Origin of the sequence: Sphingosinicella flava (assembly GCF_016025255.1) — a bacterium.
GTDB lineage: Bacteria > Pseudomonadota > Alphaproteobacteria > Sphingomonadales > Sphingomonadaceae > Allosphingosinicella > Allosphingosinicella flava.
Genome location: NZ_CP065592.1, coordinates 975,117 through 987,204 on the forward strand (window position 1 = coordinate 975,117; position 12,088 = coordinate 987,204).

12 protein-coding genes are annotated in these 12,088 nt (G+C 66.8%); 3 read left to right on the top strand and 9 right to left on the bottom strand.

Features of this window, described 5'->3' with window-relative positions; genetic code table 11:
• Nucleotides 1–1,806 (bottom strand): hypothetical protein, encoded by a 1,806-nt coding sequence (locus IC614_RS05115; protein WP_200972822.1) that lies wholly within the window; start codon nucleotides 1,804–1,806, stop codon nucleotides 1–3.
• On the bottom strand, nucleotides 1,787–1,924 hold the full coding sequence (locus IC614_RS05120; RefSeq protein ID WP_200972823.1) for a hypothetical protein: 138 nt from the start codon (nucleotides 1,922–1,924) through the stop codon (nucleotides 1,787–1,789). Before IC614_RS05120 ends, IC614_RS05115 begins: the two co-directional genes overlap by 20 nt.
• Nucleotides 1,925–2,009: 85 nt before the next feature.
• Between IC614_RS05120 and IC614_RS05125 the strand changes: the two genes are divergently transcribed.
• Together IC614_RS05125 and aroB are read left to right on the top strand one after the other, a co-directional pair.
• On the top strand, nucleotides 2,010–2,552 hold the full coding sequence (locus IC614_RS05125; RefSeq protein ID WP_200972824.1) for a shikimate kinase: 543 nt from the start codon (nucleotides 2,010–2,012) through the stop codon (nucleotides 2,550–2,552).
• Nucleotides 2,549–3,676 carry a 3-dehydroquinate synthase gene (gene aroB, locus IC614_RS05130; RefSeq protein ID WP_200972825.1) on the top strand — a complete coding sequence of 376 codons (1,128 nt, stop codon included), beginning with the start codon at nucleotides 2,549–2,551 and terminating at the stop codon, nucleotides 3,674–3,676. The genes IC614_RS05125 and aroB overlap by 4 nt, the downstream gene beginning before the upstream one ends.
• On the opposite strand, the gene IC614_RS05135 is transcribed toward aroB, so the two are convergent.
• The 6 genes from IC614_RS05135 to radA form a co-directional block, all read right to left on the bottom strand.
• Nucleotides 3,645–5,408, bottom strand: coding sequence for a cation:proton antiporter domain-containing protein (locus IC614_RS05135; RefSeq protein WP_200973104.1), 1,764 nt, complete (start codon nucleotides 5,406–5,408; stop codon nucleotides 3,645–3,647). The genes aroB and IC614_RS05135 overlap by 32 nt on opposite strands.
• On the bottom strand, nucleotides 5,408–5,863 hold the full coding sequence (locus tag IC614_RS05140) for an iron-sulfur cluster assembly scaffold protein (protein WP_200972826.1): 456 nt from the start codon (nucleotides 5,861–5,863) through the stop codon (nucleotides 5,408–5,410). The genes IC614_RS05135 and IC614_RS05140 overlap by 1 nt, the downstream gene beginning before the upstream one ends.
• 157 nt (nucleotides 5,864–6,020) lie before the next feature.
• Nucleotides 6,021–6,413, bottom strand: a complete 393-nt coding sequence (locus tag IC614_RS05145) for a YciI family protein (RefSeq protein ID WP_200972827.1) — start codon at nucleotides 6,411–6,413, stop codon at nucleotides 6,021–6,023.
• Between the two features lie 115 nt (nucleotides 6,414–6,528).
• On the bottom strand, nucleotides 6,529–7,845 hold the full coding sequence (cysS, locus tag IC614_RS05150; RefSeq protein ID WP_200972828.1) for a cysteine--tRNA ligase: 1,317 nt from the start codon (nucleotides 7,843–7,845) through the stop codon (nucleotides 6,529–6,531).
• Nucleotides 7,842–8,384, bottom strand: a complete 543-nt coding sequence (locus IC614_RS05155) for a CvpA family protein (RefSeq protein ID WP_200972829.1) — start codon at nucleotides 8,382–8,384, stop codon at nucleotides 7,842–7,844. Before IC614_RS05155 ends, cysS begins: the two co-directional genes overlap by 4 nt.
• A gap of 89 nt (nucleotides 8,385–8,473) precedes the next feature.
• On the bottom strand, nucleotides 8,474–9,844 hold the full coding sequence (gene radA / locus IC614_RS05160; protein ID WP_200972830.1) for a DNA repair protein RadA: 1,371 nt from the start codon (nucleotides 9,842–9,844) through the stop codon (nucleotides 8,474–8,476).
• Between the two features lie 82 nt (nucleotides 9,845–9,926).
• Here radA and IC614_RS05165 point away from each other — a divergent pair, with 82 nt between their 5' ends.
• Nucleotides 9,927–10,619 carry an endonuclease/exonuclease/phosphatase family protein gene (locus IC614_RS05165; protein WP_200972831.1) on the top strand — a complete coding sequence of 231 codons (693 nt, stop codon included), beginning with the start codon at nucleotides 9,927–9,929 and terminating at the stop codon, nucleotides 10,617–10,619.
• Nucleotides 10,620–10,648: 29 nt separating this feature from the next.
• Here IC614_RS05165 and IC614_RS05170 read toward each other — a convergent pair whose 3' ends face one another.
• Nucleotides 10,649–11,926, bottom strand: a complete 1,278-nt coding sequence (locus tag IC614_RS05170) for a serine hydrolase domain-containing protein (protein ID WP_207791156.1) — start codon at nucleotides 11,924–11,926, stop codon at nucleotides 10,649–10,651.
• Nucleotides 11,927–12,088: the final 162 nt, after the last annotated feature.

Consider the following 12,088-nt stretch of genomic DNA (forward strand, 5'->3'; position numbering starts at 1 on the left):
TCAGGCCCGGTACAAAGCCTCGGCGGCAATCATGTGGGCTTCATATTCGAGGCCGACCGAGCGCAACGCGCGAACGATGCGGTAAAGATGTTCCGGCGGCACGCCCGTCCACGCCCCGGTCTGCATGCCGATGCCCGACAGGATCGCGACGGTGCCTTTTTGACGGCGCGAGGCGGCCTCCTCCAACGCCTGCGTCCAGGCGTTTTGTCGCGTGAATGCGATGCCGAGGTCTTCGCCAAAACGCCCGGCGGTGGCCGCATCGATCCGGCCCAGCCCCGCGAGCGCCGCGACCAGCAGGCGCGACCGTTTCCGTTCCGCGGTCTCGTCGGCATCGACAATGTCGCCGACCCTGCCCGCGTCCACCGTGACATCCGGCGCGCCGACCGCCAGCAACGTCCAAGCGAGATGGCCGCTCTCGCCGTCCATTTCGGCCGCGACCGGCAGCCACCGGGCCGCGCGGCGGTCCATGCCGGCCGTCAGCATCGCGGCGACGAGCCGCCCCGCAATGTCCTCCCGATCCTTAGACGGTGCAATGCGCGCGGCGGCGCCCGCCGTCATGATGAGCCGCGCATGACGTTCGGCCGGCGTGTCCCCGCCCTCCCACAATTCGCGCAGGGCGGCGATGCGATCGTCGACCGGGCCGGCATAAGCGCGGCCCAGGCGCTGCGCCATGCTGCCCTGCATGTCCGCAGGATCGGTGCGGTCGCCGATGAGGCTGTATAGCTCGACCAGCGCCGCGCTCGAAAATACGCCGAGAGAAGCGGCGATGTGGGAGGCCGCCAACCTCTGCTCCAGCGGCAGCATCGGCGCGCGCGCCTGCCAGGCCCAATATCGCGGGCCTGCCCCCTGCATCAGCGTGGCGGGGATTTCCGTGCCCGCCGCCGCCGCGAGGCCGAAACGCCAGGGCGTCAGGCGGTCGACGCCAGCCCAGTCGAGATTGACGGCGCGGCGCGTATTGGATCCCGCACCGACGATCTTTTCGGCGAGCATCAGATCGATGCCGGAGCCGTCGCGCCGACGCGCCTGATCGATCAACGTGCTTGCCCGCCCCGATTCGCCGGCGAGCGCGGCGCACATGGCGTCGGCAAGCGGCCAGGTCGATGCATCGGACACCGCTTTCGCCGGTTCGACGAGCGGGCAAAGCGCGGCGGGATCGGCGGTGGCGAGCGCGGTTTGCGCGCTCACCTCCATCATGTGCGGCGTGTAGCGATCGACATCGACCTGCTGCACCAGCATGCGGGCGGCGTCCGCCTCGCCCATGCGAAGCAGCAGCCAAGCCCGTTCCGCCGCCCAGGACGCAGGCTGCACGCCCGGCGGCGCGGCGGCCTGGGTCAGCAAGGCCCGGCGCAACAGGATCGAAGCCCAGCGTGACGGCAGCGGCGCATCCATCCGCCGCATCAGCGAGAAGAGGAAGGGGCCGCTCGCGCCCCGGAAGGCGTCGGCGCCGAGCCCCCAATTATCGGGCCCGAGGACACCGACCATCGTTGGATCGCGCCGCGCCCCTTCGGGCAGGTCGAAGGCGCCGGGTTGCTGGGGCGGACGGGCGGCGAGCTCTTCCGACGCCGCGTCGGGCGTGTCGCTGATCACGACATCCGACGGCGCGGCCGCGGACGGCGCAGGGGCTTGCGCGGGCGGGCGCTGTCCCTGTGCCGGCGCCTGAACGTTCTGCACTGGCGGAGGCAGGGTTTCCGGATCCTCGAAGCCAGGCGGCAACAGCGATTCGGGCGTTTCCTGGCTGATCGCGGGGATCGCGGCGGCGAGAGAGATTCCCGCCAGGATCAGGGCCTTATTGCGCCAGCGCTTCATTCGTCACGTCCTGCTCCATGCGCGTGGTCGGCACTTCGGTCGCGCTGCGGGACAGATAGACCGCGCCGGCGACGAGCGCGATGAGGATGATGAGGAGAAGGAGGACGGATCGCGGCATCAGCTTTCCCGTAAAATTGGCACAAGGGATTGGACGATGCGGGCCTTTTGCCTCACGATGCGCCCCTATGTATAGCCCCGGCGGCATGGCGAGACCAATCTCCTCCTTCGACCGCTCGATCGTGCTCGTCGGCCTGATGGGCGCGGGCAAGTCGACGGTCGGGCGACGGCTCGCCCGAAGGCTCAAAATGCCCTTCGTCGATTCGGACCATGAGATCGAAACCGCCGCCAGCCGAAGCATCGCCGAAATCTTCGAGCAATATGGCGAGGAGAGCTTTCGCGACGGCGAGCGGCGGGTGATCGCCCGCCTGATCGAAGGACCGCCCAAGGTGATCGCGACCGGCGGCGGCGCGTTCATGAACGAGCGGACCCGGCGGCTGATCCTGTCGCGCTGCATCGCCGTGTGGCTGGACGCCGAGCCCGAAATATTGGCCGAACGAGTCTCGCGCCGCGACACTCGCCCCCTCTTGCGCGACAAGGAAGCTTTGCCTTTCCTTCGCGACCTCGCCGAGATCCGGAACCCCATTTATGCCGAGGCCCATATCCATATCCGCACCCTCCCCTCACCGCACGACCGCGCGGTGGCCGATATCCTGAAGGCGCTAAGCGCGCTGCGGAGCGCGGCGTGACGGTCGTGGACGTGGCGGCGGGAGGCAATGCCTATCCCGTGCGGATCGCGGCGGGGCTGCTGGACCGGGCGGGCGAGCTCCTTGCCCCTTATGCCCGTGGCCGTATCGCGGTGGTGAGCGAAGATGATGTGTGGCGGCTATGGGGCGCACGGCTGGCGGCGGCGCTGGGGTCTGAGGGGATCGAGGCCTTGCCGATCGTCGTTCCGGCGGGCGAGGCGAGCAAGAATTGGGCGACGTTGGGCGGCGTGCTCGACCGGCTGCTCGCGCTCGGCATCGAGCGGAGCGATCATATCGTCGCGTTCGGCGGCGGCATGGTCGGCGACCTTGCGGGCCTCGCGGCGGCGTTGCTGAAGCGCGGATGCGGGCTGATCCAGATCCCGACTACCTTGCTCGCCCAGGTCGATTCGTCGGTCGGCGGCAAGACGGCGGTGAATGTCGCGGCGGGGAAGAATCTGGTGGGCGCTTTCCATCAGCCGGACCTCGTCCTCATCGATCCCGCCTTGCTCGACACCTTGCCCGGCCGGCAACTGGCCGCCGGTTATGCGGAGGTCGTGAAATACGGCCTGATCGACGACGCCGATTTCTTCCGCTGGTGCGAATATGAAGGCGCGGCATTGCTTTCCGGCGACCCGGCGGCGCGGCTTCATGCCATCGAGACTTCGGTTCGGGCGAAGGCGCGGATCGTCGGCGCGGATGAGAGGGAAACGACGGGGCGGCGCGCCCTGCTCAACTTCGGGCACAGCTTCGCGCATGCGCTGGAGGCGGAGGCGGGCTATTCCGGCGCATTGCTGCACGGCGAAGCGGTGGCGGCGGGCATGGCGCTCGCCATGCGGCTGTCGGTCGCGGAAGGACTGTGTCCGGACGAAGATGCGATGCGGGTCGCCGGGCACCTGCGCGTCATGGGCCTGCCGACCGGCATTCCGGGCCAGGCTGCGGACCGGCTGATCGCCCATATGCGGCAGGACAAGAAGAATAAGGACGGGCGCATCACGCTCATCCTGTCGCGCGGGATCGGCCAGGCGTTCGTCACCGATCAGGTACCGGAGGAGCGGCTGCGCGCCTTTCTCCGAACCGAATGCGCGGGGGAAACGATCACGTCTCCTGCATCGGATTGGCGGGGGTGAACATCCGTTCCTTCAGCGCATGGAGATCGCCGGATTTGGACTGAAGCTCCAGCCGTTCGGCATCGCGCTTTCGATATTCGTGCTCAATCGCGGCGGCCTCTTCCTCGCTGCAGCCAAAGCCGATCAGTGCCTGGCGGCCCATCAGCACCGCCGATTCAAATACTTCGCGATAGGTGCCCGCCACATCGACGCCATCAAGGCTCATGATGTGAACCCGATCGAAGGCGCGGACGTGGACGGCGGCGTGTGGAAAGGCTTCCAGGATCGGCTCGAGGCGGTGGGCATCGAGACCACGGCCGTCGACGCAGAAGAACAGGGCCTGTGCCTCCCCTGCCCCGGCCTGGCGCAGCAGGTCGAGCCGCGTCCCGTCGCCATAATAAATCTTTTGGCCGAACGTGCCCGCAATTTCGATCTGGCTCGGCTTGCGGTCGATGATCGTGACGCTGATGTTCCTGGCCATCAGCATCTGCGCCACCGTCTGCCCGAACCGTCCGTAACCGATGACGATGGCTTTTGTGACCGGCGACGTTTCCGGTCCGTCGAGATGATCCGTCGCCGGGCGGACGCGACTGTCGCGCCAGGCGTTGAACATCATCAGGAATGGCGTCGTGGCCATCGAAAGGGTGACGACGGCGCTGAACAGACTGGCGGCTTCGGGCGCGATCAGGACCGCGCGCTGCGCTTCGGCGAAAAGGACGAACGCGAATTCGCCGCCCTGGCTGAGGAGCAGGCCGAGCTTCACCGCCTTGCGCCCGTCCATGCCGAACAGCCGTGCGAGGCCGTAGAGGACGCTTGCCTTGATCGCGATCAGGCCGATGGTGAGCGCGATGACGAAGAAGGGCCGTTCGGCGATCACGTGCAGGTCCAGCATCATGCCGACCGCGATGAAGAAGAAGCCGAGCAGGATCGAGCGGAAGGGATCGATGTCCGCCTCCAATTCGTGCCGGTAGGGCGAATCGGCGAGCATCACGCCCGCGACGAAGGCGCCGAGGGCGGTCGAAAGATGGAGCGACTGCATCACGACGGCGGATGCCATCACGGTGAACAGTCCCGCGATCACGAACAATTCGCGCTCGCTGACCCGGCCGACGATGCGGAACAGGGGATTGATGATGAAGCGTCCGGCCAGAACCAGGCCGGCAATCGCGGCGACCGTCAGGAGGCCGAGCTGCCAGCCCGGCGGCGCGGACGGATCGGGATCGGCGCGCGAAAGGGCGGCGATGATCGTGATGAGCGGGACGATCGAGAGATCCTGGAACAGGAGGATCGAAAAGGCCCGCTCCCCCGCAGGCGTGTTGATCGCATCCGGGCGGAGGCTGGGCAGCACCTGCGCGGTCGAGGACAAAGCGAGCGGCAGGCCGATGGCGAGCGCGGCGGCGACGCTGAAACCGGTGGCGACATAGACGAGCGCGCTGATCGCGAGCCCGCTCACCGCGACCTGAAGCGATCCGAGACCGAACATATCGCGGCGCAGGCGCCAGAGGCGGCTCGGGTTCAGCTCCAGGCCGACGAGGAAAAGAAGGAGGACGATGCCGAGATCGGCGATGTGCAGAATGGCCTCCGCCTCGCCCGCAAGGCCGAGCCCATGCGGCCCGACGAGCGCGCCAGCGACAAGATAGCCAAGCACCGCGCCGAGGCCGAGGCGCCGGAACAAGGTGACGAACACCAAGGCCGCGCCGAGCAGCAGCACGCCGTCGCGCAGCATCAAGGCGGTGGCGCCGCTTCCTTCCATCATCGTCCTCCGGCTTTGAGAGGGCCGTTCGCTGCCGCCGCTTCCGCAGCCGCAGCCGCGACCGCATCGAACGGCAAGAGGATCGAAGGATGGCGGGCGGTGTAAGGCAGCGCGTCCTTCAGAATGGCGATGCCCGGCCAATCGCCCGGATCGCCGCGGCGGCGGCCAAAGAAGTCGGCGAGCGCGGCGCGGGCGGCGGCAAGATCGGCGGCGGTGCGGCCGATGGCTGAAGCGCCCATCAGCGAAGCCGAGGCCTGCCCCAGCGCGCAGGCCTTCACCTCTTGTCCCAGCGCTGCGACGCGGCCGTCATGGTCGAGGACAAGGTCGACGACAATCCGGCTGCCGCACACCGGCGATCGGCGTTCTGCACTCGCTTGCGGATCGGCAAGCCGCACATGATGCGGGATGGAAGCCGCGAGCCGAAGAATGTCCCGGTTGTAGAGCGCCGTGGTCATGCGGAGCATATAGAGCCGCGCGCGGCCCCGCGCCAGCAATGCGCCATCCGGAGAGTGAAACGGGCGATCTTTCACACTTGAGAAGCGAACTGCCCCAGCTTGCCAGCCTCAGGCTCGGACGAGTGCCGAGCGGAGCTGGGCGTGAGTTATTGAGAACTCATTTTTTGAACGAGCCCATGCGGACGCCCAGCACGCGAAACTCATATTCCACGATGCCGAGCTTCGGCAGCTGATCGTCCTTGATAAGCTCACGCGCCTTCGCTTCGTCCACTCCCTCGGTCCAGATCGTCATGCCCAATACCGGCTGCCCTTCGAAGGCTCCACCCGCGATCGTGTGCCCTTCGGCTGCGAGGCGCTCGTAGATCGCTTGGTGAGCTTTTGCCTCTTCCATATGGTCACGCAATTTGGCGAAATTCGGCCCGGCTCGCGTCATCATAACCAGGTGACGAGCAGGCGCGGCAATGGCAGGGCGAGCCGAATTCTGGGCGTCTTGCGCCATCGCGGCAGCCACCGGAGCAAACAGAATGGCAAAAAAGGTCAGTACTTTCATAAGACTCCTCACCAATCCAAAATCATGACGGGCATGTCACAAAAAAGAGGTGAATGCCGAATTAATACAGTTTTGACGTTGTGAACTGCGGTCAGCGCGGCGCGCAAAATGCGCTTCAGGAGCGTCGCCAGGTGGTTCCGCCGGAGCCGTCTTCCAGCACGACTCCTTCCGCCGCGAGGTTGGCGCGGATGCGGTCGGCCTCGGCGAAGTTCTTACTTTTTTTGGCTTCGGTGCGGGCGGCGATCAGGGCGTCGATCCGGGCGTCGCCTTCGCCCTGAAACCAGTGGGCGGCGCTTTCGGTGAGGAAGCCGAGAAGGGCGGCGCTTGCCTTCAGCACGCCGGAATCCTCGATCGCGCCGAGGCGGGATAGAGCGAGCGGCGTGTTTAGGTCGTCGGCGATGGCTTCGATCACGGCCGCATCCGGGCTGGCGGGCTCGGCGTCGCCCGCCGCGCGATAAAGCCGGTCCAAAGTCGCTTTCGATTGCGCGATGAGCTGGTCAGACCATTCAAGCGGCTGACGATAGTGGGCCGACAGGAGAGCGAGTCGAAGGGTTTCGCCCTTGTGGCCCTGCGCGAGCAGGTCGGCGACGGTCACTACGTTGCCGAGCGATTTCGACATCTTCTCGGCTCCCGCCATCGACAGGAAGCCGTTGTGCATCCAGTAGCGGGCGAGCGGGGCGCCGTGGTGGGCGCAGCGGCTTTGGGCGATTTCGTTTTCGTGATGCGGGAAGATGAGGTCGAGGCCGCCGCCGTGAATGTCGATCGTCTCGCCCAGATGCCGCTCGATCATCGCCGAGCATTCGATGTGCCAGCCGGGGCGGCCGCGGCCCCAGGGGCTGTCCCAGCCGATGACTTCGGGCGCCGAAGGTTTCCAGAGGACGAAGTCGGCGGGGTCTTTCTTGTAGGAGGCGACCTCGACGCGGGCGCCGGCGATCATCGCATCCCGGTCGCGGCGACCCAATGCGCCGTAATCGGGATCGGAGGGAACGTGGAAGAGGACGTGGCCGTCCGCTTCGTAAGCATTGCCGGTTTCGATCAGGCGGGCGATCATGGCAATCATCTCGCCCACATTCTCGGTCGCCTTGGGCGCAAGCGTGGGCGGAAGGACGCCCAGCGCACCCATGTCGGCGAGATAGAAATCCTCATAGCGCCGCGTGATGACGGAGGGATCGACGCCTTCAGCCTTCGCCGCGTCGATGATCTTGTCATCGACGTCCGTCACATTGCGGGCGTAGACCAAAGTACCTTCGCCATAGGCGTGGCGCAGGAGGCGGGCGAGGACGTCGAACACCACGGCGGGGCGCGCATTGCCGATATGGGCGCGGTTATAGACGGTGGGACCGCACACATACATCGTCACCCGACTTGGATCGGCGGGCACGAAGGCCCGCTTTTTCCGCGCCAATGTGTCGTGGAGGCGGATTTCCGTCACTGACGGTTCTCCACGGCAGCTTCCCGATCCTCGATGTCGGCTTCTCTGCCGCGCCGCGTCTCGACGAAATCGACGATGGCCCGGCCGCTGGCGTTGAGCAGAGGATAGGTGCGCGAGTTCATCATCCATTCCGGACGCTCGGCATCGCGGCCGTAGAACAGGTCGTAGGCAAGGCTCGCGGCGAGGAAGAGCAGGGTCGCGCCGATCAAGCCCTTCAGTGCGCCGAAACCGCCGCCGAGTACGCGGTCCACCGGCCCCACGATCGACTTGCGGGTCGCGCCGCCGATGCGGTGCGAGACGAGCTTGCCGGTGACGAACACGCCGAGGAAGATGACGGCGAAGGCCAGCACGGACGCGCCCGACACGGTGCCGACCGGTTCCTCCAGCCGCGCGGCGAGCGGGGTGTGGAAGAGCTTCAGCGCCGCGATGGCCGCGATCCAGGCGGCCAGCGCCAGCACTTCGGTGACGAAGCCGCGCAGAAAGCCGCGGACGAGGCCGCCGCCGACGAGCAGCAGGGTGATGATATCGAGTGCGGTCATGCGGTTCCTGCTAAGGGGTGCGGAGAAGTTGGGGAAGAGGGGTTTTCGCCTGTTTCATTGTGCTCCTAGGGGCGCAGGAACGCGAGGTGCTAGCGCCCCAGCATATGATCCACCAGCTCGCCCAAGGTGCGGAAGCCCGTGAGGGCAAGCGGCCCCTTCTCACCCTTCAAGGAAGCCGGAACAAGCGCGCGTTCGAAGCCCAGTTTGGCGGCTTCCTTCATGCGGAGGGCACCATGGGCGACGGGGCGGAGTTCGCCTGAAAGCGAGACTTCGCCGAACGCGATGGTGTCGGCAGGCACGGGGCGTTCGGACAGCGCGGAGACGAGGGCGGCGGCGACGGCGAGATCGGCGGCGGGATCGCCGACCCGGTAGCCGCCCGCGATGTTCAGATAGACTTCGGCCGTCGAGAAGCTGAGGCCGCAGCGCGCCTCCAGCACGGCGAGGATCATGGCGAGGCGGCCCGAATCCCAGCCGACCACGGCGCGGCGCGGCGTGGCGCCGCTGGCGAGGCGGACGGTGAGCGCCTGGATTTCAACCAGAACGGGGCGCGTGCCTTCAAGCGCGGGAAAGACGGTGGCGCCGGACACGGCCTCGCCGCGATGGGTGAGGAAGAGGGCCGAGGGGTTGGCGACCTCCTGCAGCCCCTCTTCCTGCATCGAGAAAACGCCGATCTCGTCGGTGCCGCCGAAGCGGTTCTTCACGGCGCGGAGGATGCGATATTGGTGGCTGCGCTCGCCTTCGAAGGAAAGGACGGTGTCGACCATATGCTCGAGCACGCGGGGCCCCGCGATGCTGCCGTCCTTCGTGACGTGGCCGACGAGGATCAGCGCGGTGCCGCTTTCCTTGGCGAAGCGGATCAATTCCTGGGCCGAGGCGCGGACCTGGCTCACCGTGCCGGGGGCGCCCTCGATCAAGTCGGAATGCATGGTCTGGATCGAATCGATGACAAGCAAGGCGGGCGGCGCGCCCTCCCCCAAAGTCGTCAGGATGTCGCGGACGGACGTGGCGGCGGCGAGCTGGACCGGAGCCTGACCCAGGCCGAGGCGGCGGGCGCGGAGGCGGACCTGATCGGCGGCTTCCTCGCCGGAGATATAGGCGACGGAGAGCCCGCGCGCGGCGATGTTGGCCGCGGCCTGGAGGAGCAGGGTCGATTTGCCGATGCCGGGGTCGCCGCCAATGAGCGTCGCCGAACCCGTCACCACGCCCCCGCCGAGCGCGCGGTCGAATTCGGCGATGCCGGTTTTTGTCCGGTCGGGGAGCGCGATGTCCGCGTCGAGGCCGACGAGAGCGACCGCGCGGCCGCCGGAACGGAGATTGTGCTTGGCGGAGAAAGGAGTCACGATTTCGGACGCGTCCTCGACCAGCGTGTTCCATTCCGAACAGTCGGCGCACTGGCCCTGCCAGCGGCTGGAGACCGATCCGCAGGCCTGGCAGACATAACGTTTCCGGGGTTTCGCCATGAAGGCTTGTTAGCAGGATGGGGGAAAGAAGCGAGGGCTGCCGCGTTGCATCGGCGACCGGCAATCACCACACAGGGGCGTAATGATCCTCGTCGCCAGCTACAATATGCGCAAGGCCGTGGGCACCGACCGGCGGCGGCGGCCGGATCGCATTCTCGACGTGCTGAACGAAGTGGGGGCGGACGTGGTGGCGCTGCAGGAGGCCGACCGGCGCTTCGGCGAACGGCAGAGCGCCCTCCCCCTCCACATGATCGAAGAGCATAGCGATTATCGCCCGGTCCCATTCGGCGCGCGCGACGGCAGCCTCGGCTGGCACGGCAATGCGATCCTGGTGCGGAAGGATGCCGAGGTGACCGGACATGCGATGCTCCACCTCCCCTCGCTCGAACCGCGCGGCGCGGTGATGGCGGACGTACGGGTGCATGGCGAGGCGCTGCGGGTCGTCGGCATGCATCTCGATCTCTCCGGCCTGTGGCGGCGGCGGCAGGCGCATGCGATCCTCCACCGACTGGAGCATGAAGAAAGGGGGCTGCCGACAGTGCTGATGGGCGATCTCAACGAATGGAGCGCCAAGGGGGGATGCTTGCGCGATTTCGGGCACCACTATCGCCTTGCCGATTGCGGGAAGAGCTTCCACGCGCGGCGGCCGGTGGCGCAGCTCGACCGGATCATGGTTTCGGGAGGAGTCGAGATTTTGGAGAGCGGTGCGCACCAGAGCGCGTCGGCGCGGAAAGCCTCGGACCATTTGCCGATTTGGGCGCGGATACGGCCGTGATTGGATCCCCCCCGGTACGGGGATGATTTTTAGCTTTCCAGCTTTAGCCAGTCCTTGGGCTCCAGGCCGTAAAGCATGTCGAGCACTTCGAATTCGATCCCCGCGGGCTGGCTGGTCGCGCTGTTCCACAGCGCAACGACGCCGCTCTTCTGCTGGGGATCGAAGAGGATCAGCGAGCGGTAGCCGGTGACGCCGCCGCGATGACCGACGACGCGGTGGCCGGCATAATCGTAGATGCGCCAGCCGAGGCCATATTGCGCCGATTTCAGCCGCTCGCGAGCGATGCGGAGGCGGCCGAGTTCGCCCGGCGTGGCGGTGAGCGGCGTCTGCACCGCTTCCAGCGCGCCCTCCGGCAGCACGTCCGGCATGCCGCCCATCTGCGCGATCATCCAGAGCGCCAGATCCTTGATCGAGCTGTTGATGCCGCCCGCGGCGGGCACGCGATAATAGGAATCGGTGACCTCGACCGGCTTGGACTCCTTGCCGCCGCGATGCGGCCTGGCCCAGCTTTTCGCGGCATAGAGGCCTTCGCGGGTCGCGGTCGCGCTGGTCATGCCTAGCGGCATGAACAGGCGCTCGCGCACCGCTTGCGGATAAGGCTGGCCCGTCACCTTCTCGACGATCTCGCTCGCCGCGTCATAGGCGACGTTCTGGTAGGCATGGCATTGGCTGGGCGGGCAGATGAGGTTGAGGGTGGCCAGTTCGCTGCGAAGGAGGCGCGCGTCCATGCCGTCCTCCAGCTTCGAATCGTTGGCATGGGCGAAAAGGCCGAGACGGTGGGACAGAATGTCGGACACCGTCGCCTTTTGCTCGGCCGCGCCCGGCAGGCGGAGCGAGGGCGCATATTTGCCGGCCGGATCGTAGAGCGACAACTCGCCTTCCGCGGCGAGCTTCGCGACCATATCGGCCGCCACACCCTTCGATACCGAGGCCCAGCGGAACACGGTGCTGGTCGTGACGGGATCGCCGCTGCCCGCGACGGTCTCCCCATAACCCTTCATGAAGCGGATTTCGCCATTTTCGACCACCGCGACGGCGAGACCGACGACCGGCTTGCGCCCCGCCAATTCGGTAAGAAGCCGGTCGAGCCGGGCATAATCGACCTTGCTTGGCCGGGGCTCGGCATCAACGATTCGCGTGAGCGCCGCCTTCAGGCCCGATGCTTTCGCCATGCCGCCTTCGGTCCCGGCCCCCTTTCCGGATCCGCCCGAAGCGACGAGGATGACGAGAATGACGAGCAATATGCCCGCAAGCGCATAATGGATTCGCCGGCTCAGCGAACCTCTCCCTTCACGGCTGAAAAACAAAAGAGCGGCGGAGGGGGAAGCCTCCGCCGCTTCATGCTTACCAGACTTTCAGCCGTTGTTCAGGGGGCAGATACGGCTTTCCGTCCTTTACATCGAACGCCCTATGCCATTCGTCGAAGCTGCGGACAGCGAGCAGGCTGCGATGGCCAGGCATGTGCGGGC

Coding starts and splice junctions, on each gene's coding strand:
- IC614_RS05120 (WP_200972823.1), bottom strand. CDS start 1,924: ATGCCGCGATCCGTCCTCCTTCTCCTCATCATCCTCATCGCGCTCGTC.
- radA (WP_200972830.1), bottom strand. CDS start 9,844: ATGGCGAAACCCCGGAAACGTTATGTCTGCCAGGCCTGCGGATCGGTC.
- IC614_RS05155 (WP_200972829.1), bottom strand. CDS start 8,384: ATGACCGCACTCGATATCATCACCCTGCTGCTCGTCGGCGGCGGCCTC.
- IC614_RS05145 (WP_200972827.1), bottom strand. CDS start 6,413: ATGAAAGTACTGACCTTTTTTGCCATTCTGTTTGCTCCGGTGGCTGCC.
- IC614_RS05115 (WP_200972822.1), bottom strand. CDS start 1,806: ATGAAGCGCTGGCGCAATAAGGCCCTGATCCTGGCGGGAATCTCTCTC.
- IC614_RS05135 (WP_200973104.1), bottom strand. CDS start 5,408: ATGGAAGGAAGCGGCGCCACCGCCTTGATGCTGCGCGACGGCGTGCTG.
- IC614_RS05125 (WP_200972824.1), top strand. CDS start 2,010: ATGGCGAGACCAATCTCCTCCTTCGACCGCTCGATCGTGCTCGTCGGC.
- IC614_RS05140 (WP_200972826.1), bottom strand. CDS start 5,863: ATGACCACGGCGCTCTACAACCGGGACATTCTTCGGCTCGCGGCTTCC.
- IC614_RS05165 (WP_200972831.1), top strand. CDS start 9,927: ATGATCCTCGTCGCCAGCTACAATATGCGCAAGGCCGTGGGCACCGAC.